This is a genomic window from Pyrinomonadaceae bacterium (assembly GCA_036277115.1).
Classification (GTDB): domain Bacteria; phylum Acidobacteriota; class Blastocatellia; order Pyrinomonadales; family Pyrinomonadaceae; genus UBA11740.
In genome coordinates, this window is sequence record DASUNM010000002.1 from 114528 (window position 1) to 139077 (window position 24550).

General features: G+C 55.4%; 15 protein-coding genes. 5 read left to right on the plus strand and 10 right to left on the minus strand.

Annotated elements, in window-relative coordinates; all coding sequences use genetic code 11:
* Positions 1 to 61: 61 nt before the first annotated feature.
* On the minus strand, positions 62 to 2410 hold the full coding sequence (locus VFX97_00590; protein ID HEX5701695.1) for an FdhF/YdeP family oxidoreductase: 2349 nt from the start codon (positions 2408 to 2410) through the stop codon (positions 62 to 64).
* Between the two features lie 303 nt (positions 2411 to 2713).
* Here VFX97_00590 and VFX97_00595 point away from each other — a divergent pair, with 303 nt between their 5' ends.
* Both VFX97_00595 and VFX97_00600 read left to right on the plus strand, forming a co-directional pair.
* A complete protein-coding gene (locus VFX97_00595) occupies positions 2714 to 5728 on the plus strand; it encodes a M14 family zinc carboxypeptidase (protein HEX5701696.1) in 3015 nt (1004 codons plus the stop codon).
* A 32-nt stretch (positions 5729 to 5760) separates the two neighbouring features.
* On the plus strand, positions 5761 to 8256 hold the full coding sequence (locus VFX97_00600) for a zinc-dependent metalloprotease (protein ID HEX5701697.1): 2496 nt from the start codon (positions 5761 to 5763) through the stop codon (positions 8254 to 8256).
* Positions 8257 to 8263: 7 nt separating this feature from the next.
* On the opposite strand, the gene VFX97_00605 is transcribed toward VFX97_00600, so the two are convergent.
* The 3 genes from VFX97_00605 to VFX97_00615 all read right to left on the minus strand — a co-directional run bounded on the left by VFX97_00605 (position 8264) and on the right by VFX97_00615 (position 11049).
* Positions 8264 to 9181 (minus strand): hypothetical protein, encoded by a 918-nt coding sequence (locus tag VFX97_00605; GenBank protein HEX5701698.1) that lies wholly within the window; start codon positions 9179 to 9181, stop codon positions 8264 to 8266.
* Positions 9182 to 9225: 44 nt separating this feature from the next.
* The gene (locus tag VFX97_00610; GenBank protein ID HEX5701699.1) at positions 9226 to 9633 is read right to left on the minus strand and encodes a hypothetical protein; all 408 of its coding nucleotides are present in this window, start codon (positions 9631 to 9633) and stop codon (positions 9226 to 9228) included.
* Positions 9634 to 9726: 93 nt separating this feature from the next.
* The gene (locus VFX97_00615; protein ID HEX5701700.1) at positions 9727 to 11049 is read right to left on the minus strand and encodes a M20 family metallo-hydrolase; all 1323 of its coding nucleotides are present in this window, start codon (positions 11047 to 11049) and stop codon (positions 9727 to 9729) included.
* A gap of 148 nt (positions 11050 to 11197) precedes the next feature.
* Here VFX97_00615 and tyrS point away from each other — a divergent pair, with 148 nt between their 5' ends.
* Entirely contained in the window at positions 11198 to 12472 is a 1275-nt protein-coding gene (gene tyrS / locus VFX97_00620; GenBank protein ID HEX5701701.1) for a tyrosine--tRNA ligase, read from the plus strand.
* Between the two features lie 245 nt (positions 12473 to 12717).
* Here tyrS and VFX97_00625 read toward each other — a convergent pair whose 3' ends face one another.
* The 6 genes from VFX97_00625 to VFX97_00650 all read right to left on the minus strand — a co-directional run bounded on the left by VFX97_00625 (position 12718) and on the right by VFX97_00650 (position 20067).
* Positions 12718 to 13116 (minus strand): hypothetical protein, encoded by a 399-nt coding sequence (locus VFX97_00625; GenBank protein HEX5701702.1) that lies wholly within the window; start codon positions 13114 to 13116, stop codon positions 12718 to 12720.
* Positions 13117 to 13152: 36 nt separating this feature from the next.
* A complete protein-coding gene (locus VFX97_00630; protein HEX5701703.1) occupies positions 13153 to 14547 on the minus strand; it encodes a glycine--tRNA ligase in 1395 nt (464 codons plus the stop codon).
* 501 nt (positions 14548 to 15048) lie between these two features.
* Positions 15049 to 15582 (minus strand): hypothetical protein, encoded by a 534-nt coding sequence (locus VFX97_00635; protein HEX5701704.1) that lies wholly within the window; start codon positions 15580 to 15582, stop codon positions 15049 to 15051.
* Entirely contained in the window at positions 15579 to 16634 is a 1056-nt protein-coding gene (locus VFX97_00640; GenBank protein HEX5701705.1) for an asparaginase, read from the minus strand. The genes VFX97_00635 and VFX97_00640 overlap by 4 nt, the downstream gene beginning before the upstream one ends.
* Before the next feature lie 108 nt (positions 16635 to 16742).
* Positions 16743 to 17315 (minus strand): 3D domain-containing protein, encoded by a 573-nt coding sequence (locus VFX97_00645; GenBank protein ID HEX5701706.1) that lies wholly within the window; start codon positions 17313 to 17315, stop codon positions 16743 to 16745.
* A 388-nt stretch (positions 17316 to 17703) separates the two neighbouring features.
* Positions 17704 to 20067, minus strand: coding sequence for a UvrD-helicase domain-containing protein (locus tag VFX97_00650; GenBank protein HEX5701707.1), 2364 nt, complete (start codon positions 20065 to 20067; stop codon positions 17704 to 17706).
* A gap of 322 nt (positions 20068 to 20389) precedes the next feature.
* On the opposite strand from VFX97_00650, the gene VFX97_00655 reads away from it, so the two are divergent.
* Complete coding sequence (locus VFX97_00655) at positions 20390 to 21013, plus strand: hypothetical protein (GenBank protein HEX5701708.1); 624 nt, start codon at positions 20390 to 20392, stop codon at positions 21011 to 21013.
* Positions 20997 to 24548, plus strand: coding sequence for a CHAT domain-containing protein (locus VFX97_00660; protein HEX5701709.1), 3552 nt, complete (start codon positions 20997 to 20999; stop codon positions 24546 to 24548). The genes VFX97_00655 and VFX97_00660 overlap by 17 nt, the downstream gene beginning before the upstream one ends.
* Positions 24549 to 24550 lie beyond the last annotated feature (2 nt).

The window sequence follows — 24550 nt, forward strand, 5'->3', positions numbered from 1 at the left end:
AAGAGACGGGACATGATTAATATAATGCACAGAATGTCAGATCCAAGTCTTGTGAATCCCGTTAATCCTGTCCATTTTCTTCCGAGCTTCGAATACTAATCACCACGCTCTTCGATGCCGGCGTATGGCTCTTGTCCGCGAAATGACCCAGCGGCACCAGCACGTTGGCTTCCGGAAAATACGTGGCGGCGCATCGCCGCGGAATACTGTACGGCACAACCGCGAATTGCCGTGCGATGCGTTCTTCGCCATCGAAATGACTAACGAGATCTACGAGTTGGCCGTCTTTCAACTCTGACGAACGAATGTCTTCAGGGTTCAGGAAAACCACGCGCCGGCCATTGTGAATCCCGCGATAGCGATCGTCGAGGCCGTAAATCGTGGTGTTGAATTGATCGTGGCTGCGCATCGTCATCATCAGAAACTGATCCGGCTGCAAATTAATTTGCGGCAGTGGATGAACGGTAAAGTGCGCTTTACCATCGCGCGTTATGAACTTCCGTTCGCGAATTGGGTTGGGCAGATAGAAGCCGCCCGGTTGTCGCACGCGCGTATTGTAATTGTCGAAATCCGGAATCACGTGTTCGATGTGTTCGCGGATGCGATCGTAATCACCAATCAGAGCGTCCCAATCGACCGTGCTTCTCGCCCCGAGCGTCGCTTTGGCCAGGCCGGCGACAATTGCTGGTTCGCTTAACAAATGTTCTGATGCAGGTTCCAGACGGCCTTGCCATTCTTCCACAACCGCCATTGAGTTTTCTGTTGTCACAAACTGTGGGCCGGTAGCCTGCTGATCAATTTCAGTGCGGCCGAGACACGGCAGAATCAATGCCTTCTGTCCCGTGATCAAGTGCGCGCGATTGAGCTTCGTGGAAACGTGCGCGGTCAGACGACAACGGCGCAAGGCTTCAGCCGTGAATTCCGTGTCCGGCGTCGCCGAGAGAAAATTTCCGCCTAATGCGAAGAAGACTTTAGCCGATGCGTCGTCCATCGCGCGGATCGCATGCACAGTGTCCAGGCCGTGATGTCGCGGCGGGCTAAAACTAAATTCCTTTCCCAGGCTGTCGAGGAACTGGGTGGTTGGCTGCTCCCAAATGCCCATGGTGCGATCGCCCTGCACGTTGCTATGACCGCGCACGGGGCACAGACCGGCGCCGGGCTTTCCCATCTGTCCGCGCAGCATCATTAAATTGACGATCTCCTGGATGTTGCCGACCGCGTTCTTGTGCTGGGTCAGGCCCATCGCCCAACAGAAGATCACGCGCTCTGATTCGAGAAAGACACGCGCCGCTTCTGCGATCTTTTCCTTTGTGATGCCTGATTGTTCGACGATGTCGTCGAGCTGAACCCCGCGCAACGCTTGCCGGAACTCTTCAAAACCGGTCGTGTACTGGGTTATGAAATCGTGATCGAGGACTTGGCCGGGCTGACGGTCTTCGACATCAAGGACTTCCTTCATGATGCCTTTCAGCAAAGCAACGTCGCCGTTGATGCGCACCTGCAAAAACAAATCAGCGAGCTTGGTGCCGCTGCCAAGCCAGTTCCAAACCTCCTGCGGATGCTTGAAGCGCGTCATGCCGGCTTCCGGCAGTGGGTTGATATGCACAATCTTGCAGCCACGCCGTTTGGCGGCCAGCAACGTCGATAACATGCGCGGATGATTGGTGCCCGGGTTTTGCCCGATCACGAAAATCGAGTCGCAGAGAGTGAAGTCTTCCAGCGTCACCGTGCCTTTACCGAAACCGAGCGCCTCTTTCATTCCCGTGCCGCTGGACTCATGACACATGTTCGAGCAGTCAGGCAGATTGTTTGTGCCGAACTGGCGCACGAAAAGCTGATAGAGAAACGCCGCTTCGTTGCTGGTGCGGCCTGATGTGTAAAAAATCGCTTCGTCAGGTGACGCGAGGGCATTCAGCTCGTTCGCAATGAGCGCGAAAGCATCCGGCCAATCAATGGGCTCGTAGTGCTGCGCGCCTTCGCGGAGGATCATCGGGTGCGTTAGGCGGCCCTGTTGGTTTAGCCAGAGATCCGTCTGGTCGGCTAGCTCTTTCACGCTCCACTTCGCGAAGAACTCAGGCGTGACACGTTTCGTGGTGGCTTCATCAGCGACGTGCTTCGCGCCTTCCTCGCAGAATTCAAAATGCGAACGCCCGCTGTCGGGCTCAGGCCAGGCGCAGCCGGGGCAATCGATCCCATCCGGTTGATTCACCTGCAACAAGGTTCGCGCTCCGCGCACGACGCCCATTTCGCGCAGCGCGAAACGTGCGGCGGTTAGCGCAGACGCCATGCCCCCGGCAGCCTTGCTGATTGGTTTGACGTCAGGCGGCGCCGGCTCAACAGGGGGTTGAGCGCTTGCTATCGTCTGGTCAGAAGACTGAGGGGCATCGTCGTCGATTCTTGATTGAGCCACGGCGAGGTAAGTTTACGATGAAGATACTAAGGAAGCGCAATTCACTAAGAGCGGTGTCCGCAACCGAGTCATTGAGAAGTGTCCTATTTTGTCTTTGCGGCGCTTTGCGTCTTTGCGACTTTGCGGGAAATGGTCCTTACGTGCGAATTGTCGGTTCACGCCAAGGCGCTAAGACGCAAAGACACGCAAAGTAGGACTCACCGCGTCATTGACTTACCCTCACGTTTGGCTTAAAAGCATCTTCTTCACTTCAAGTCGGTCAGTTCTCAAATTTTCATGTTGCAGAGTCTTCAAGGAGTTCAAATGAACCTTAGACGCATCAGCATCTCGTTGGGCGCAAGCCTTCTCTTCATCACCGCCGCTGCTTTAACGTCACACGCGCAGGCCAACTACACGCGCGACCCGAACCAGCCGACGGACGAGGAATACACGCGCAAGATCGCCGAATATACGACCGAAAAGTTTTTCAACTCGCCGCTAACCGATTATCTACCGGCCTCGCCCACTGTCCCGTCGCCCAAGGCTGTGCTTGGTGATGTCGCTGGGGCGCCGGGGAAGCTGCCGTACTCGGAAGAGATCTATCGCTACATGCGCATGCTCGAGAAGGCCAGCCCGCGGGTGAAGGTGTATTCAATCGGCACAACGGAAGAAGGGCGCGAGATGATTGCGGTGGCGATTGCCTCGGAGTCACTCCTGGCGAAGCTCGACGAGAATCGAGCGCGGCTCAACAAGCTGGCTGATCCGCGCACGATCAACATGAACGATGCGGAAGCTGATCGATTGGTGGCGGATACGTTTCCGATTTACTACATCACTGGCACGATCCACTCGACCGAAACCGGTTCGCCCACCGCGCTGATGGAACTGGCTTATCGTCTTGCCGTCGATGAAAGTCCTTACATCAAATCCATTCGCGAGGGGATGGTGACGCTAATCACGCCGGTCGTCGAGGTTGATGGGCGCGATCGCATGGTCGATGTTTATAACTGGCACCTCGCGAACCCGGGAAAGAACTGGCCCAACCTGCTTTATTGGGGTAAATACGTGGCGCACGACAACAATCGCGACGCGATGGGTTTGTCGCTGAAGCTGACGCGCAACGTTCTCAACACCTATCTCACCTGGAAGCCGCAGGTGCTGCACGATTTGCACGAGTCGGTTCCTTATCTCTACGACAACACGATTGGTGACGGCCCGTATAACGCCTGGGTCGATCCGATCCTGACGGATGAGTGGCAGATGATCGGCTGGCAAAACGTTTCCGAGATGACGAAGTTCGGCATGCCCGGAGTGTTCGCGCACGGCACGTTCGATACCTGGTCGCCCGGATATCTGATGTTCATTGCGGCGACGCACAACGGCATCAGCCGTTTGTATGAAACTTTCGGCAACGCCGGCGCCGATACTCTGGTGCGCACACTTTCGCCCAACGACTACGAACGGACCTGGTACAAACAGAATCCGCCCCTCCCGCGGGCGCGTTGGTCGCAGCGTAACAACAACAATTACCAGCAGACGGCGCTGCTGATCTCGCTGGATAACTTCAGCCGAAACAGCAAACTGTTCCTTAAGAACTTCTACTTGAAATCGAAGCGTTCGGTCGAAAAGCCGAAGAACGAAGGACCGGCCGCTTACGTTTTCCCGAGCGATGACCCGCGGCCGGGCAATCAAGCAACTATCCTGCGAGTACTGCAGGCGCAGGGCTGCGAAGTTCATCGCGCGACCGCGCCGTTCACGGTGACGATGAAGAAGAAACCAGGTCGCGGCGGCCCGAGGCCAATCGCCGGCAGTTCGCCTACGCCGTCTCCGGCCAAAGCGGACGATACCGAATCGCGCACGTTCCCGGCCGGCAGTTATCTCGTGCGTATGGATCAGCCGTACAGCCGCATCGCTGACGCACTGCTCGACTATCAATATTGGAGTCCACGCGATCCGCAACAGAACGTTTACGATGACACCGGCTGGACGTTCGGCGAACTCGGTAACATTCAGGTCGTGCGGGTGACCGATGCCAAAGTTCTAAACGCGGCGATGGATCGCGTCACCGGTGAAGTTCGTTCGGCTGGCGGCGTGACGGGCACTGGATCGATTTACGTCGTGAATGCGAATGCTGACAACAGTCTGATTACCCTGCGCTATCGCCTGCGCCGAGCATCGTTCGACGCCGCGGAAGAACCGTTCGAAGCCGCGGGAAAGAAATTCAATCGCGGCTCGTTCATCATTCGTAATGCGACCGCCGATGAGGTTAACAAAGCGACGTCTGAACTCGGACTTCAAGCGTTCGCCATCGCAACCGCGCCGACTGTGAAAACTCATCCAGTGAAAGCCGCACGGGTCGCAATCTTGCACACATGGTTAAGCACGCAGGATGAAGGCTGGTGGCGGCTGGCGTTTGATCAGATGGGAGTGCCTTTCGATTACATCAGCACGCAGGACGTCGCGAAGGACAGCGACCTGAACAGGAAATACGACGTGATTATCTTTGGGCCGGGCGGCGGCAACATCAATGCAGTCATTCAAGGCCGGCCGATGTACGGTAATCCGATCCCGTGGAAAACGACTTCATTGACGCCCAACATCGGCAAGATCGATTCGACCGATGACATTCGTCCGGGGCTTGGTTTCAGCGGCGTACTGAACCTTCAGAATTTTGTGAAGAACGGCGGCGTGTTCATTGGCAGTGACGACTCAGCGGATTTCGCCGTGTCCAGCGGCTTCACGCCCGGTGTCACGATTCAGCGCAGCACGCGTCTGCGCGCCATCGGGATAGTCGCGAAGACGCGCATGGTCGATTCGACGAGTCCAATTGCCTACGGCTACAGCGATACGCTGTCCGTTTACACCTTCAACGGTCCCATCTTCAACATCAGTAACATAGCTGGCGCTCCGGGACGACGCCCGGGTTCGCCTCAGCGCATGACCGGCCGCGGAACACCCGACGATCCGGACGTGGTGCAAGGTCGGCCTCCCGCAGAGTTGCCTGAGCCCCCTCCGAGTTGGGAAGTTTGGGAAGCCGCACCGGTTCCGGAAGAGCAACGCCGCAATTTGATCGGATTGATTCCGTCGGCGCAACGGCCGCGCGTGATTCTTCGTTGGGGTGACGCGCGTGAGCTGCTCGTTTCAGGATTGCTGGACGGCGGCGACGAACTCGCGCAGCATGCCGCCGTGATCGATTCGCCGCTCGAGAAGGGTCACGTCATCCTGTTCTCAAACAATCCAATGTGGCGCGGACAGACCATGGGGAGTTATTCGCTCGTCTTCAACGTGATTCTGAATTTCGATAACTTGAACGCGGGAAGGAAGCTGGACAACAGATAGAGGGAATCTCGCCCGCAAGCACTGGAAAGAACATGAAACGACTGATCATCACACTCACGCTGATTCTCTTGTGCGCGACGGTTAACTTCGCACAGCCTCGCTCGAGTTCCGAGACAAAGTCCGCAACCATCAGCGAAAAGACCGCCGGCATGCAGAAGTTCGCCGGCTTCTTTCCGTTCTATTGGGACGCGAGGGCCGGCAAAGTCTGGCTGGAGATCGACAAGTGGAATTCCGAGTTCCTTTACGTTGAAGCTCTCCCGGCGGGAATCGGATCGAATGACATCGGTCTCGATCGCGGCCAGTTGGGTGACAGTTACATCGTGCGGTTTGAGCGCACCGGCCCTCGCGTTTTGCTGATTGCCCCTAACCAAAATTATCGCGCGATCAGTAACAACGCCGATGAGCGACGCTCAATTAGAGAAGCGTTTGCGGAATCGACTCTGTGGGGATTTGAAGTCGCGGCTGAAGAAGGCGACCGCGTGCTGGTTGATGCCACCGCCTTCTATCTGCGCGACCATCACGGAATACCCGGCACGCTGCAACGTCTGCAGCAGGGACAGTTTCGTTTGGACGCGTCGCGCTCGGCGTTCTTCTTGCCCAATACTAAAAACTTTCCCAAGAACACCGAAGTCGAAGTGACGTTGACGTTTACGACCGACGGAGATCCCGGCGGCCTGGTTCGCTCAGTCACGCCGAATGCCCAGGCGATCACGGTTCGCGAACGCGTCTCGTTCGTCGAACTGCCGCCGCCGGGTTACAAACCGCGTGAAAATGATCCGCGCGCGGGCTATTTCGGAATTCAATACATGGATTTCGCGACGCCCATCACGGACGTGATCACGAAGCGCTACATCGCGCGTCATCGGCTGGAAAAGAAGAATCCGTCAGCCACGGTCAGCGAGGCGGTCGAGCCGATCGTTTACTACGTCGATCGCGGCGCGCCTGAGCCGGTGCGCTCGGCTTTGATCGAAGGCGCAAGTTGGTGGAGCCAGGCGTTCGAAGCGGCCGGTTATCGAAACGCATATCGCGTCGAAGTCATGCCGGCCGATGCCGACCCAATGGACGTGCGTTACAACGTGATTCAGTGGGTGCATCGCTCGACGCGCGGCTGGTCGTATGGAAGTTCACTGGAGGATCCGCGCACGGGCGAGATTATTCAGGGACGCGTGTCGCTCGGTTCGCTGCGCGATCGTCAGGACTTTCTGATTGCCCAGGGTCTGATTGCTCCGTACGGCAAAGACAAATCAGTCGTTGGAAAAATCCTTGAGCAGGTGGTGCTGGCTCGTTTGCGACAGCTCTCGGCCCACGAAGTTGGTCACACGCTGGGTTTGCAACACAACTTTGCAGCGAGCATCAACAACCGCGCTTCGGTGATGGATTATCCGGCGCCGTTTGTGAAGCTGGGCGCGGACGGGTCGCCCGATATTTCGGAAGCCTACGCGAAGGGGATCGGCGATTGGGACAAAGTGGCGATCGCCTACGGCTATCAGGACTTTCCTGCGGGTACGGACGAAAAAGCTGCGCTCGACAAGATCTTGCGGGATGCTTTGGGACGCGGGCTGATGTATCTGACGGATCAGGATGCGCGTCCCGGCGGCGCATCGACTTCGGTAGCGCATCTTTGGGACAACGGCACGAACGTTATCGATGGCCTCGCGAACATCACGCGCGTGCGCGGCGTCGCGCTCAGCCGTTTGGGCGAGAACAACATTCGCGAAGGCGCGCCGCTGGCGACACTCGAAGATGTTTTGGTGCCGCTCTACATGGGCCATCGCTATCAAGTGGAAGCCGTGGCGAAAGTGATTGGGGGCGAAGACTACAGTTTCAGCCTGCGTGGCAAAGGCGATCGCAATCCGCAAATCATTTCGCCGGACGAGCAGAAGCGAGCCTTGTATGCGGTGCTCGAGACCCTGAAGCCACACAATCTAAGGCTTCCCGAATCGTTGTTGCGTTTGATTCCGCCTCGTCCGCCTGGCTATCCGCGTAATCGCGAACATTTTCGGATTCGGACCTCGCCGGCTTTTGATGCGCTGGCCCCGGCTGAAGCCTACGCGAACCATGTCACTGAATTTCTTTTCAATCCCGAACGTGCCGCGCGCATTGTTGAGTTCCACGCGCGCCATGGCGCGGAATATCCGATGTTAGGTGACGTGTTCGATAAGATTCTCGACGAGACCTTTCGTGCAAATGTCACCAGCGGCTATGACGGCGAGATTCAGCGCACCGTGAATGCGGTCGTGCTGAATAAGCTAATGACGCTTGCGGCAAATGAGCGCGCTTCAAATCAGGTGCGCGCAATTGCAGAATTGCAGTTGGAAGGATTGAGAGATTGGGCGGCGACGCACGCCAACCAGACACGCGACCAAAATCAACGCGCCTTCCTGCTGTACACCACGAATCAAATCAAACGCTTTCAGGACGATCCGAAAAAGATGAATCTGACACGGCCGAACGATCCTCCCGACGGCCAGCCGATTGGAACCGACTGGTGGGCGATGTCTGAGCGCGAGTGGTGCGGGTGGCGATAAAGTAGGGTTAGTTCGTTGTTGTCTGAACAGGGGGAACTGGTGTCGTCTGAGTTACGGGCCGTGCCGGGATCGCGGGTATGGGAGGACATTGGAAGTTATCCTTGAGAACTGCCTCAAGCTTAAACGCTCCCGTAATCTCGTGGAAACGAGCAGTGTCCCTCGCTTTCTTCTCCCCTTGAAGTAAGTTTACATGGCAAGCAAATCCATTAATGACGCTGCGTTGAGGCTCTTTTAAGAAGATTTCCGGATCCGCGGTGTCTTCAGCCACGTCCACGTTCTTAAACACTCCAGGTTCTTTCGTTTCAAGTTCTCGGATGACGTGCAAATACTTGTCGATAATTGCTTCGTTAACCGTCTTCCCGGTTTTTGGGTTAAGCGTCTCAATCAAGCCTTTCTGATATTCGGGCCAATTTTGCAAAGCTGCGATGTCAAATGTCACGTGTCTCGGTTGCGTAAAATCAAAATCCCTCGAAATCAAATTACAAATGCTGCCGGCCAGCCGCTGTTCCTGCTCTTCTCTTTGCGTAGGTGTGAGGTAGATGGATTCTTTGAGGGCGTCGAGGTCCTGTTTTAAAGTCAGCACTCGCGCGATAGTCAGTTTGTCGTTTGACGAAAAGAGCAGGAGCTGTTCATACCCAATGCGATAATCATTGAGTTCTCGACTCTTGCGGTCGTCCTCTCTTGCTTGTCGACCCTTTGACTGTTCGTTTCCAAAGATGACAACACCCAAAATAAATCCCGCAATTGAGATTACCGCAGTGATGATGGGGACAAAACGACCGATTCTCGACTCCAATTTGGTGCCGCGTTCTAATTCTGTGACTTCCAGTTGCAGCTTCCGCAGCTCGGCGACCGCAGTCTTGAACTTGATCTCTTCAAGAGAAGTTTGAGCGGAATTATGCTCACTGTTACTCGGTTCGGCCATAGTTCCCACTTTCCCGACCACGATCGCCGTTCTTTTAGTTCATCTCACTTCCAGGTTATCGCGAGCTGATAGCGGCTCGATGTCTTGCTCGTGCAATTGTTAATTGCTAATACATATTTCCTTCCGGAGTAGAGTTTGTCCTGCCACCAGTTAACGTTCTTCGTAATCTTTGTTGACGGCCCGAGTGAATAAATTTCAAATTTTAACGCAGAGTCAGTTACCTTGATCTCCACGTTTGCGTCTGCCTTCAGGTTCGCAACGTAATAATCAATCGAGCTTCTGGCTGGGACTGTTCCCGTAACCTTTTGTGGGCCGCTTCGTGGCTTTGCAAGTGTCAATGGCTTGGGTAGAGCAGTACATTTCGTCAAACTCCCCGAAGCACCAGGGTTCCCAACTGGCAGGCTCACCATCGCCAGAATGAGAACACATAACCCAAACATTCGTTGTTTCATGACTTACCCTCCCAGCGGCGCGAGACCTTAATTGCCGTTGATTTTAATCCCAAAACAACTTACGCGCCAGAAATAGAAAAGCGGGAAACATGATCAAAGCTTGTTCAGATCCAGTTTTTGCACAGTCTGCAGGAGTACATTCGCGCCATTCTCAATGTCCTTCGGGCGCGAGAATTCCTTCGGTGAGTGGCTAATCCCGCCCACACTGGGAATAAAAATCATGCCGACCGGCCCGAGGCGCGCCATGTCCTGTGCGTCGTGACCGGCGCCACTCGGCATCACTTTCGTAGTCAATCCCAATTCCTTTGCCGATTGATCGATAAGGCGGCGAATCGTTGGGTCGGTGGGCGCGGGAATGTTTGTGTTGATCTCTTTGAAGTCGAAAGTGACTTTGTTTGTCCTGGCGATCTGATCGGCTTCCGCGCGAATCTTTTGATAGAGAGTCAGAATCTTCGCAGCGTCCAGGTCGCGCAGCTCAAGACTCAGAACAACCTTGCCGGGAATTACGTTAGGCGCGCCAGGCAAAGCCTGAATGCGACCGACCGTACCGACCTGACGCCCGGGCACACCAGTCACCACGCGATTGACGGCCTCGATAAATTTCGCGGCAGCCAGCAGCGCGTCCTGGCGGTTGTTCATCGGTGTCGTGCCCGCGTGATTCGCGAAGCCTTCAATCGTCACGTCCCACCAGTTGATACCGACGATGCCTTCGACGACGCCGATGTCGATCTTTTCCGCGTCAAGGACGCCACCCTGTTCGATGTGCAACTCGAGGTAGGCGGCGATGCTCTGGGGCCGGCGACGAACTGAAGCAATCTTTGCGGGATCACCACCGATAAATTTAATGCCTTCGCGAATCGTCTTGCCGCTGCGGCTTACGAGATCGAGTTCTTTTTCAGTCAACACTCCGCTGATCGCCCCGCTCCCGATCAAACCGCCCTCTTCATTTTGAAAAATGATCACTTCGAGCGGGCGGTTCGGTTTGATGTTGTTTTCCGCGAGGGTTTGAGCAACTTCAATCGCGCCCAATGAGCCGACGTCGCCGTCGTAATTGCCACCGTCCGGAACGCTGTCAATGTGCGAGCCCAAAACCAGCGGCGGCATCTTGGTTTCACCGCCCGCTGCATGGCGCCGGCCGATGATATTTCCCGCGGCGTCGATCGATACATCGAGCTTTGCTGCGCGCATCAGCCCCATCACGTACTCGCGCCCCTGTCGATCCGCTTCGCTGTAAGCGAGACGCGACACGCCGCCCTGCGGGTTCTTTCCGAACTCTGCGAGGGCCTGCAGGTTGGCGTTGAGACGCGTCCCATTAACGCGCACGGTGCCTGAACCTTGAGCGATCGCGCGCGACCGCCTCAACATGACGCCGCCGGTGGCCGTCGCCAGTCCTAAACCAAATTCACGTCGATTCATGGCCGCTTCAATACTCGATCAAACCGATCTTGGCAAGCCTGTTCCCGCCGAGTTTGTTATCATGCCCGCGAACTCATTGGGTCAAGTGTTCAAAGATTGATCGATAACCCATCCGCTTATGCAGGTGGTACTGACCTGTTCTTCAAGTATGAACCTCTACGACGAGTTTGAATGGCGCGGCATGCTGTACGAAGCGACGCCTGATCTGCGCGACGTGCTTGCAAAGGAAAAGGTCACGGCGTACATCGGCTTCGATCCGTCCGCGCCCAGCCTGCATGTCGGATCGCTTCTGCCGGTCATGGGCCTCGCGCGTCTGCAGCGATTCGGTCATACGCCGATTGCGATTGCGGGCGGCGGCACCGGACTGATTGGTGATCCGAGTGGAAAGACGAAAGAGCGCCAACTTCTGGATCACGGGCAAGTGGAAGCGAACCTCGTCGGAATCAAGGAGCAATTAAGCCGCTTTCTGGATTTTGAGGCGACGGGCAACCCCGCCCAAATTGTGAACAACGCGGATTGGCTCGGGCCGATCACGATGATGGAGTTTCTGCGCGACGTCGGAAAGTATTTCACGGTCAACAATCTGCTCGGCAAAGAAGCGATCAGCCGGCGCCTGGAATCGGAAGAAGGAATCTCGTTTACGGAATTCACTTACCCGCTGTTGCAGGCTTACGACTATCTGGTCCTTCACGATCGTCACAAATGCACTCTGCAGATGGGCGGCAGCGACCAGTGGGGCAACATTCTCGCGGGCATCGATCTGATTAGGCGTCTGCGCAGCGCGCGCACACACGGGCTGGTCTTTCCGCTCGTCACTGCGGCAACTGGCGTGAAGTTCGGGAAGACCGAAGCCGGCGCCGTGTGGCTGGATGCGAAGCTGACATCGCCCTATCGCTTCTACCAGTTCTGGCTGAACACTGATGATCGCGACGCGGTGATGTACCTCAAGTTTTTCACCTGGCTCTCGAAAGACGAAATCGAGGCGTTGGAACAGAGTGTTAAGGCCGAGCCGGAGAAACGCGAAGCGCAACGGCGACTGGCGCGGGAAGTGACAGCGCTGCTGCACGGCGAAACAGAATTAGAAAAAGCCGTGCGCGCGTCAGCGGTTTTGTTTGGCCAAGAGATCAGTGGGTTGAGTGTTAGCGAGATTATCGACATCTTCGCCGATGTGCCTTCTACGGAGCTCGCGAAATCAAAGCTGGACGGTGACGGTTTTAGCTTGAGCGACGCATTAGTTGTTTCGGGACTAGCACCGTCGAAAGGCGAAGCAAAGCGTCTGGTGCAGGGCGGTGGTGTGGCTGTCAACAACGTGCGGGCCGATGATGCGCGCAAATCGATCTCCGCGGCGGACTTTATCGATGGACAGGTGCTGGTGCTGCGTAAAGGAGCGAAGCACTATCACTTGATTCGGATCGTTGGTTGAGTTCGCGTAGGAGACGCTTGAAAGTAGCCCAGCCCTTTAGGGCTGGGTAAGCATGACGAAACACTAAAAGCCCGCGAAGCGGGCGACAGAAATTGCATCGCTCTGTCGCCTGCTTCGCGGGCTTTTTATCTTCCACTCACTCGGCTCCCAGCGCTGAAGCGCTGGGCTACAAAAAATCGTCCGCTAACGCAGACGCCCTCCCTTACGGTTGGGCTACTGCCCCGAACCCCGGGCCGCGACCAAACTCAAAACATTCCGTTCTCGTTGGGCGAATCCTGCGGGGCTTCCATCGCTACGTCCCAAAGTTCGGTAATGCGATTCCGTTCATCAAATCGAAAGATGTGCACGACCGCGATTGTCTGTGTGTCCTGCGAATGTTGCACTCGTGAGTGAACGCCGATCAGACCGTCGCCTTCAAGCACGCGCTGGACCTCCAGCGTCGTTTTCGGAAACTTCTTGTGAGCTTCCATCATGGCCGCTCTTAACGACTTCGCATCACCAGGAAAATGAGGGTTGTGGTGGCGAAAGTCTTGCCGCGAGACATACTTCTCAAAAGCTTCGCTGACTTTTCCCGAAGCGGCGAGCTTGAGAAACGATGTCGCGATGTCTTTCGGGTCTGCTTTCTTTCCTTCTGGTACTGGCATGCTCCTCCTGAATCACACGCCTTCGTGACGGTTGGGTTATTGCCCCGATTCTCCGGGCGTTGGGGCGAACTTCTGAAGCAGATACGTGGGCAGATCGGCAACTTTCACCCGCTCCTGTTCCCAGGTATCGCGATCACGTACGGTCACCGCTTCATCTTCCAGCGACTGGTGATCGACCGTGACGCAGAATGGCGTGCCGATCTCGTCCTGTCGGGCATACAGCTTGCCGATGCCGCCGGTGTCGTCGTAAACCGCGCGCATAACCGGCTGCAGAGAGCGTTTGATGGCTTTCGCCATGCCGACGATCTCGGGTTTGTTCTTGGCCAGCGGGAGGACTGCAACTTTGATTGGCGCCATCGAGTGATGAAGCTTCAGAATGACGCGCATCTCGCCCTTATCATTGGTCCTTTCCGAATAGGCGTCCATTAAGAGCGCCAGCACTGTGCGATTGACGCCGGCGGCCGGTTCAATTACGTACGGATAGAAACGCTGCTTCGTCTGCTCGTCAAAGTACGAAAGGTCGTCCGTGGAATCCGGATTCAGCCGCTTGCCTTCTGCGTCTTCAGGTTTCTTTGAGTGCGTCTTCAGATCGAAATCGGTGCGATTCGCGATGCCCATCAGCTCATCCCATTGACGCTCGTCTTCTTCACGCTCAGGAAAGAAGCGGTACTGAATGTCCACCGTGCGCTTTGCGTAATGAGCTAACTCTTCTTTCGGTTGTTCATATAACCGCAGGTTCGCGCTGGAGATGCCAATGTTCTGGAACCATTGATTGCAGGCGTCGATCCACTCCTGATGAGAAGTTTCGTCTTCGCCGGGCTTAACGAAGTATTCCATTTCCATCTGTTCGAACTCGCGCGTGCGAAAGATGAAGTTGCCGGGCGTGACTTCGTTGCGAAACGATTTACCGATCTGCGCGACACCGAAAGGCAGTTTGCGCCGGCTGGTGTTCAGCACGTTAAGAAAATTAATGAATATGCCCTGGGCGGTTTCGGGACGAAGATAGACGAGAGAAGCGGGATCGTCTTCCGACGTCGCACCGACGTGCGTGCGAAACATGAGGTTAAAAGGCCTGGGCTCGGTGAGATTCGTCGAGCCGCAGTTCGGACACTTCCCGCCTTCGAGTTTGTCCGCGCGCCAACGGCTATGACATTCCTTACAATCAACCAGCGGATCGCTAAACGTATCTTCGTGTCCGGAATATTTCCAGGCCAGCCGATTCAGGATGATCGACGAATCGAGGCCTTCGATGTCGTCGCGCTCGTAAACCATCCAGCGCCACCATGCCTGGCGCACATTGTTGGCCAGCTCAATACCCAGCGGCCCGTAGTCCCACGCACTGCCAAGGCCGCCGTAGATTTCCGAAGATGGATAAACGAAGCCGCGACGCTTCGCCAGAGAAACGATGGTCTCGATGTTTGGAGCAGACACAGGTTAGTGATTTCGTAAATTGTGAACGTGAATAGTAGAACGGAACGTGAGTGTAGCAGGCAGCAAAAAGGCGGGCAACGCCCGCCTAAACAAATCGTAGATGGTCGTCCCCAAAAAGGCTTAGGGCTGCTGATAATTCCTGCGAGGCTCCCCCTAGCCTCTGCAAGCCGTTTATCAGCAGCCCTGCCTTTGTGCTCTGCGACTGTCCTGGCAACCCTGTTCCCCCGAAAGAGCCGCCATCACTTTTAAGATGTGAAGCGCCTCCCCCAAAGCGCCTCTCAACTTGTCTCAGAGCCTTGACCCGATTTAGCTTCTGTCCATCTTAGTCGAGACCAGCTTTAGCAACGGTTGTGCCAGCGCTTTCGCGTCGCACTCATTTTGATTTTTCTGAAGAAAAGGCAAGGTCGCGTTTTAGCGGATATCGAACTATTGCGATCGCGTTGTAAGTGTTCGGTACAGACGACAATACTTTTGCACTAAAACCGCTCGCGGACTCGTGCGTCAGAAGCTATTGGGATGGAAAGGGCGGTGGTAAAACTCTTGGTAGAGCCAGCCGAGCACGCGCAATTCGGCCGTGCATAGCGTCTCGACCCAGCAATTGAAGAGAAAGTCAGCGCGTTCCGACGCCGCAGGGATCTTGGCCGACTCTGACACGACGGAAGCTTGATTCATTTCCAGAGCGTAAGCCTGCGCGACGTTCTCAGTTGCTTTCGAAGCTGTATCGAGAGCGTTCAGCAGCTGGCCAATCCACCCGTGCAGGGCTTCCTCAGTCGGGTGGTGCGCGAGCGATTGAATGATACCAATCGCCAGACGATCCTCGGCGCGACAGAAATTGAAGACTTCTTCACCGGCGTCACGACTTTGTTGCTGCTTCCACTGAAAGAGCTCTTCGATCTTCGGATGCTTGATGATGGCGACTCGTTCGTCAAAGTCGAGGAACCACTGAATGACGTCCGGAATTGAATCGTAGTCGATGCGGCCGCCGGCATCGCGCAAGAGAACAGGTTCGTTTGGCTGGGTGGTTGGGGTGCTCATTTGTGACGGGTGACGTTGAGAGTGAACGCCGCACGCGCCTCGCCAACACGATCACCTCTTCTGTTTGTGATGGGCGTTGGCGCGTACGTCGCGAGCGCCGTGATCTCGTTATCACTGAGAACGGCCAGTTGGCGGAGGGCTTCAATCACGGCTGGCGGTCGCGCACGCCGGTCGTCGCCGTCCTCGACTTTTAGTGCAAAACCCAGCCCATCTGGCCAATCGGCACAGGGCAAAACGCCGACTGTGTACACGCCTTCTGCGCCGATTTTCGAAATAAGACGGCCACTTCCGGCGCGCATCATTTCGGTATCCAAGCGATCTTTAGTGCCCCCGACCATTTCCGGAAACTGGATCATGGCATTGACGATGCGGCGGCCAGCGTCTTGCACCGACGGCTCGAAATCTGCCGAGGGATTCACCAGCCGGGCATACATCAACGCCATCGCGCGCACCGGCATGCCGAAAACTGGAGCGGCGCAGCCGTCCGTTCCAATCACAATGTGATTCGCAGGAATGGCCGAAAACTTCGAGACAGTCTGCAAAATCAACTGCTGAACCGGATGTGAAGGCTCGTCATAACTCTCGAACGGCGCGCCGAGGTGCTTCGCAACGGCAAGCATCCCTGCATGCTTACCCGAACAGTTGTTTTGCAGAACGCTGGGCGGTTGCTGCTTCCGGGTGAGTTCGCGCGCGACGTCGACACTAAACGGCTCATGCACGCCGCACTTAAGTGCGTCTTCACCTATGCCGATCTTCCTCAGCATCGATTGGACGGTTTCGACATGAAGGGATTCCCCACTGTGAGATCCGCAGGCGATGGCAATCTCCCGGTCAGTAAAGCCAAAGCGATCGGCGGCGCCTGAAGTGATTAGCGGGATTGCCTGGAATGGTTTGCCTGAGGAGCGAAAGAAAGTGACCGTTTCCGGCGCACCGAGTTCTGCCACCGTTTTGCCGTGGCTATCGACGGCGACTAAGTGACCGCGGTGCAACGATTCGATAAGCGATCCGCGCCACACTTCGACCAGAGGAGCTGCGCAATCTGTGTTGGTCACGATGCCAGCATCTTAATGTTGCCGCGAGAAAAAAGAAAAGCGGGATTGCTCCCGCTTTCAATCGACACTGTTTTGTGAATTCGTTGAATGAACGCTGCGGTTTACTCGTTACTGCTTCGCAGTCGTTGCCTCTGCTGGTGGCGTCGTCACCACGCGCGCGCGCGTCGCTTTTGTCTTGGAGCGTTTGACCGGCAGCGCGAGGACCGTCAGCTTCACATTACGGCGACCGAACTGGAGGGCTTCCCGTGTTGATGGAGTCCAGATGTCGATTTTACGTCCCTTGATCGCGCCGCCGGTGTCGGCGACCAGGTACTCGCCACTCCACGGCCCGGCATCCAGTCGAACACGGGTGCCAAGCGGCAGATGTCTTGGGTCGGCCGCAATCAATCCGCGCGAAACGTACTGCCCGCTGGCCGTCCGGCCGCGCAGGCTGTAAGCGGTGGCCGAGTAGGTTTCCGTCGGCCTCTCGATAACGTCAATCAGCTTGGCTACCGGGGCAGGCTTCGGCGCCTCAACGGGCGCCGGTTCGTCCTCAGGGATTTGACCCGCGACTTCCAGAACCAGCTCCTGCTTAACGGCCGGCTTCGGGTCTTGCGGCATGTACTTTTGGGCGTAGGAAATTACTGAAAAGACGAGAAGCACACCAAAAGCGCTTCCCAGAATGATGGATAACTTCTTCAAGTCGGGTTCTCCTGTCCGATGTTTTGTGCCAACTTTTCAGCAGCGGGCGCGCGAGTCTGGTTTCTGTGACTCGTCCTCCGGCTTGGAGACTGAAGCAGTGAAAGCCGAAGCTAGGGCTTAGTTCTCTGTAACGCTGCGCTGAAAAGACCTGTCAGTCGCCCACGTCGGGCGGCGATGACTAAAGCTAGAAAAACTCTAAGAATTCAAAAAGAAAGCGAACCCTTTTGTGAGAGTTCGCCTGTGAACCGGGGAAAAGGCTAGCACACCGATCTGGGCATGTCCACCGAACGGTGCCCTCAGCAGTGTACGATTTCATTGCAAAAACTTTGTGGGTGAGTTGTGATTCCGGCCGGTGAATTTCCAAGTGTCGGAGTAACTAGTGGAATGGTTAAGCTTTTTCCAGCCCGGCGTACTTTTCAACCAATTTCTTCTGGCCGTAGCCGGGAAAACTGACGGTCAACTTGGTTTGGTCGCCGGAGCCTTCCCGACGCAGAACTAAGCCCCGTCCGTACTTCGCATGACGCACATACGACCCTGGCAGGGCGTCCGCGGCCGGGCTGCTTTGCGCGGTTTGTTCAGGCTTTCTTGGAGATCGGAAGTTCTCCGGCTGGCCCATGCGGGCCGCTCGGGTCTTGAAAAAATCCGCCACTGATTGCGCGCTGTCGTAGGTCTTTCCTTCGTACCGGGCCCGCGCTTTGTTCTCTCGATGAGCGGCCAATTGCCCGTCGCCCACCCCTGTCGAGCCCCGAGCAAAGGAAAGCCAGGACCGGCCGTGGGACAGATCTTCAATCAACTCGAGCGGCATTTCGTTGAGAAACTGCGAGGGCTCAGACGCGAGCTCTTCGCCGTACACCCTCCGCTTCACCGCGTGCGTTACGTATAGAAACCGTTCGGCTCGCGTCATCGCCACGTAGCAGAGCCGGCGCTCTTCTTCGATGTCCGACGAGTCGCTTAGCGAACGCGAGTGCGGGAACAGACCGTCTTCCAAACCGACGATGAAAATGACAGGGAACTCGAGCCCCTTGGCCGAGTGCGCAGTCATCAGGGTGACAGGCACGTCAGCTTTGTATTGGTCCGTGTCGGCGACCAGGGCTGAGTGATCGATAAACTCACGAATGCCGTCCGGCCCCTGCTCGTCGTAATCCACCGCGGCGTTGACGAGTTCCTGGAGGTTTTCCAGCCGGCCTTCGGATTCCTCGCTGTCTTCCGACTTCAAAGCATTCTCGTAGCCGGTCTCGATGATTGCCGCTTTCACCAGATCTGAAACGGGTGAGGTTGATTCGATCTCAGACGCCCCCTCGGCCGTGGCACCGAAGTCTTTCGCTTTGGCGCCAAGCTCTCGAATGATGCGCTGGAAGTTCGTCAACGAAGTGATCGCGCGCGGTGAGAGCCGATCGCCCTCACTCAGTAGTTCCGAGATCGCATCCCAATAAGACTTACCGGCCTCGCGGGCGCGAATCTCAATTTCATCGAGCGTTACTTTCCCGATGCCGCGCGGCGGAGTGTTTATGACCCGCTGCAAGGCGATCGAGTCATTCGGATTCAGTGCCAGCTTCAGATACGCGATGATGTCGCGCACTTCCATTCGTTCGTAGAACGAAAAGCCGCCCACGATGTTGTATGGCAGACCGGCGCGCCGCATCGCCTCTTCAAACACACGCGATTGAGAATTGGTGCGGTAGAGCACGGCGGTGCGCACATCGCGGTCTGCGCGCAGATGCTCTTGAATCTTCCCGGCGACAAAGCGCGCTTCCACGTCAGCATCGAGGGCCTGATAGTAGCGAATCTTTTCGCCGGCCGGATTCTGAGTCCAAAGCGCTTTTTCCTTGCGCTCGATGTTGTGTTTGATCACGCCGCTGGCGAGGGCGAGGATGTTCTGGGTTGAACGATAATTCTCTTCGAGGCGAATCACTTTCGCTGACGGAAAATGCTCTTCAAATTTGAGAATGTTTTTGATGTCCGCGCCACGCCAGCGATAAATTGATTGATCCGGATCTCCCACCACACAGATGTTCTGGTGATGCTCAGTGAGCAGCCGGATTAGCGCGAATTGAAGCTGGTTTGTGTCCTGATATTCGTCAACAAGTAAATACTCAAAGCGATCGTTGTAGCGTTCTCGCACCTGCTGCACATCGCGCAGCAAACGCACGGTCTTAATCAATAGGTCGTCGAAATCCAAAGCATTGTTCTTGTGCAAACGCTCTTCGTAAAGCTGGAACACGCGCGCGATCGAGGCCCGGCGTTCGTCGACGTACTGCGCTTTGGCCGCAAACGCCTCAGCATCTTCGCCGCGATTCTTGGCGGCACTGATCGCGGCATGCACCGAACGAGGTGCAAGTTGCTTGTCATCGATGCCGAGGTCGCGAATGCAGTTTCGCGTCAGACGGACCGTGTCATCCTGATCGTAAATCGTGAACGAGCGCGTGTAGCCCGCATCCAGGGCCTCTATGTCTCTGCGCAGAATGCGCACGCACAGACTGTGAAAAGTCGAAATCAGCGGCGTACTGCCGATTTCCAAACCTTCAATCAGTTTACTCACGCGTTTGCGCATTTCCTCAGCGGCTTTGTTCGTGAAAGTGACCGCGAGAATGTTGCGCGGCCAGACACCGCGCTCCGCGATCAGATAAGCGATGCGGTTAGCGATCACGCGCGTCTTCCCTGATCCTGCGCCCGCCAGAATCAGGAGCGGCCCATCGCCGGTGGTCACCGCTTCGCGTTGCTGGGGATTGAGTTGCGAGAGAAAGTCAGTCATTAAAATGTGGTGCGTGACATTTAAGCACACGAGTTGGTGGAAACGGCAGTCCCGCTGAAGTCATTGCGCGGCGCGTTCGTGTTTCTTTGCATTTCTTTCGTGGCGCGCGTTCCGAGGTTGCGCCGCTTGTAGGTCTTCGCATCCTTTTCACACGAGTAAAGCTAACACTTTCCTGATTTCAGTTCGCCTGTAATAGTCCTTGCTATTGACAGTGGTCTGAGTTAATTTCTCGCCGTTCTCAGCTCCGACCCAAGTTCGAATCAGCCGCGCGTAGCGGTTTCCGCAAGAATCCAGCATATGTGGTTTGGTTCAGGGAGTTAACTTGGATTTCTCACAAGGGGATTTCGAAGAATTACTAAGCTGGTTAGATCCTAACGACCGCGATTCAGCGGGACGGAAATATCTGTCTATTCATGCTGGCCTGACGAGGATTTTTGTGAGAGAAGGGTTCGCGCGGGCCGAGGATTTTACAGACGAGGTGATCACCCGAGTAATCAGGCGCTTACCAAAAATCAGGACAGATTATGTCGGGGAGCCGGCGCGTTATTTTTGGGGTGTTTTGAGGAATGTCCTGCGCGAGGGGTGGCGGCCGAAGGAAATCACGATGGATGAGATCCCGGTCCCGTCAATCAGGATTACGAATAAAAGTGATGAGTATGAATGTCTGATGCGATGCTTACAGTTCTTAGACGCCGGGAAACGAGCCCTTATCCTTGACTACCACGTCTACGACGGTGGCGACAAGATTGCGGTTCACAGAAACATGGCTGAGGAACTCGGCATTACCAAAGGCGCCTTACGTGGCCGGGCTCATCGTATCAGGACTGATCTGGAGGAATGTGTGCGCAAATGCGTTCAAAGTTTAAGAAAAACAAAACCCCTCGCCCAAGACATAGTAAATAGCGAGGCCCTAACCCCAGACATCTACCATGGCCCGAGCAGATAAAAATAGCATTACCGAGTATCTGCTCGGCCGACTGACCGAGGCAGAGGAGGAGCAGGTCGAACTGCGTCTGCTCACCGATCCTGAGTTCGCTGAAGAATACGACACTGTCGTAAACGAAACAGTCGATGACTACGTGAGCGGCAAGTTTGAAGGCGAAGAGCTCAAGCAAGTCGAGGACTATTTCTTCAAATCGCCGGAGCGAAAGAACAAACTGAAATTTGCGCTGGCGCTGAAACTACGGAAGTCTGAACTGGTAAACGCCAAGCCACGCATTAAGAATTACACACGTTCCCTGGCCATCGCCGCGTCCATCCTAATAGTTATAGGCGCCGGTTTTGGCATTCACCGGATCTTCTTTTATCAGTCCGACCTAAACAAAGGTCTAGTCGCGCTGCGAACAGCTTTCAAGGATGAAAGGCCCACCGAACCTCGCCTATCGGACTTCGACTATGCGCCGATCCCAAACCAACGCGGTGAGCCGGCGAAGGTTGACTATGTGCAACGCGACCTCGCCGCCAGTCTCCTGCTGAAGGAAGTAAACCAGCATCCCAGCGCAGCTTCTCATCACGCACTTGGTCAGTACTATCTCGCTAATCGAGAGTTTGACAAGGCAATTGACCAGCTTGATCAAGCAGTGGCGTTGGACGCAAACAATGTAAAGATCCTTAGCGATTTGGGAGCGGCGTGGTTAGAGAAGGGTAAACGGGATCTTGAAACCGCTCGGAGCGATCCGAGCAGCGCATCGGCAGGTCACGCGGTAATGGAACTTGCCAAGAGCCTTGAGTATCTCAATCGGGCGGGGAGTCTTCCAGAAGCACTCTTCAATCGCGCGCTCTATCACCAGTACATGAGATCGAGTGTGGACGAAGAGGCGGATTGGCGTGAGTATCTCAAGAAAGATCCAAACTCTCAATGGGCTGCGGAAGCCAAGCAGCGGCTCAAATTCCTTGAGGAGCAACGAAAACAAATATCGGAAAGTAAAGAGCAAAAACTCGAGCGTTTTCGCGACGGTTTTCGGATCGGTGACGATGCCGGCGCCTGGGAGCTGTTGAGTAGTTATCACAACAGGAGCGGCAATCTTATCGTCGAGCAGTTGCTGGACAGCTATCTGGCCGCCGAGGCCCGTGGCGCGCACGACGAGGCGAAAGCAGAACTTTCGGCGCTGATCTACAGCGGAAATTTGTCGCAGCAGAAGGTTGGTGACTCATTTTTCTCTGACCTCGTTCAATCTTATGTGCGAGCCCGTCCGAACCAGAAGACTCAAGTCGCGCAAGCCCGGGCGTTGATGAAGGCTGGGCATGAAGGATGGGGAGAAGCCAAAGTTCAAGACTCGCTTGAAACATTCAAGCAGGCCAGGCAGTTGTTTGAGCAGGCCGGGGATGACTCTGAATCGATTGTCGCGGACTACTGGATTAGCTTTTGTTACTACCGTCTCAACAACCAGCCGGCGGGTCTCGCTATTCTGGAACCGCTTGTTCTGCGCATCGAGAATAATCGTTATCTTTGGATGCTAAGTCGATTGTTCTATTTGAAGTCCTTGATTCATTTCAAGCTTAACGAGCATTCCCGCGCCATCGACTCGGCAAATCGGGCCGGTGACTTGGCTCGCCAAACGAATGATAAGGTTGGGTTGGTAAATGCTTTCGACTCACTCATGGAGTTTCATCGTTACCTGGGTGACTACCAAAGCGCCCTTCATTATGCCCAACAAAGTTTCGGTATTGTCGATTCCATTGCTTTGGATCCGGTCCAAGGCGCCAGGCATTACGGGTTGTTAGCCATAGCTTTTGCCTCGGCCGATCTGTTTGCCGCGTCTGCCGACTCTCAGCACCTAGCCCTGGAGTACGCTCTTCAAAGTGACCGGAGCGCAGCTATTTCTGCCAATTATTCCTTTCTCGGACTCACACAATGGAAACTAGGTAATTATCGGGAGGCTCTTCGGAATTCTCAACGGGCTTATGACACGGCGAAGGCTCACGCGGGTGGATCGGACGATCAAAATCTGATGGCTTACGCGAGCTTACAGATTGCTAATGCGGCGCGGCTGTCAGGTGAATTTGATCTGGCGATCGGGAATTACACTCGAGCCATTGAGATTTATACCGCGTTGGCAATGCCGACACATCTTTACCAAGCGCACAAAGGGCGGCTCCTGTGCTATCGCGCAGTCAAGAACGACGCGCTTGCGAAAGATGAAATATCGACGGCCATCAACCTGGTCGAGAAGTACCGAAACCAGGTGTTCGAAGAAAACACCAGAGAAAGATTCTTCGATACTGAACAAAGCATTTATGACACGGCGATCGAGTTCGAGCACTCACAAAAGAATAACGAGCAAGCTTTCCAGTACTCGGAGAATTCGCGCGGTCGCTCTCTTCTTGACCTGACTAATCGCGATACCCGCAACCTAAAAGTTGATCGCGGCCTGACTTTGGTGTTCGAGTCCTTAGCGAAGCCACTGAGCGTTAGTGAGATTCAATTGCGCTTGCCGCTCGAAGTGCAACTGGCCCAATACGCTGTGCTGGAAGACAAACTGCTCATCTGGGTTATTTCCCGAGACCGAGGCTTGGAGTGTTTCAGCCAGGCGATCAGTGCGAATGAGTTGACGAAGAAAGTCCTCGGCTATCTGAATGTCATAAGCAAAAGGCCCGGCTTCGACGGGCAGTCCGATGAGACCGGCGCACGGGAATTGTTTGAAATCCTTATCGACCCAATAGCATCACGATTGGATCCTAGTCGCCAACTTCTCATCGTGCCCGACAAGGTGCTGAACCTGTTGCAGTTCGCGGCACTCAAGTCGCCGGTAGGACGATATTTGATTCAGGACTACGTCCTCCAGATCTCGCCGAGTTCGACGATTTTCATATTGTGCTCTGAAATGGCACGCCTCAAAGAAACAGGATCGCGTGAGATCGTGCTGAGCGTCGGGAATCCCACATTTGATCGAGCTGAAAATCCCCAATTGCCAGATCTGCCCGCGGCAGCGCGAGAAGCCAATCAAGTTGCAAAGCTGTATGGTTCGCAGAACCCTTTGATCGAGGCTGGGGCGACAGCCACGGCCGCCAGCAGGGCGATGGGAAAATCCAATGTGATTCATCTGGCGCTTCACTCAGTGCTCGACGAGCGATTTCCTTTGCGGTCAAAACTACTGTTTGCCAAAGCAAAGCCGCCAGTACGCGAGGTCCTATCAGCATCTGACATTTATCTGATGGACCTTTCACGCTCGCGCTTGGTTGTGCTCTCGGCATGCCAGACTGGCGCCGAACGGTATTACAAGGGAGAGGGCATGATCAGTCTCGCGCGACCCTTTATCGCCGCGCGCGTTCCCCTGGTAGTCGCCACCATGTGGCCCGTCGATTCCGATTCCACTGCGGAGTTGATGATCAGCTTTCACCAGAATCGAGTGCAAACCATGTCGACCGCACAGGCTTTGGCGAAAGCGCAACGAGAGATGCTGCTGAGGCAGGACTCGCGCTACCGACACCCGTATTACTGGGCTTCTTTTACCGTCATAGGTGGTTTTGCGAAGTTCTGATT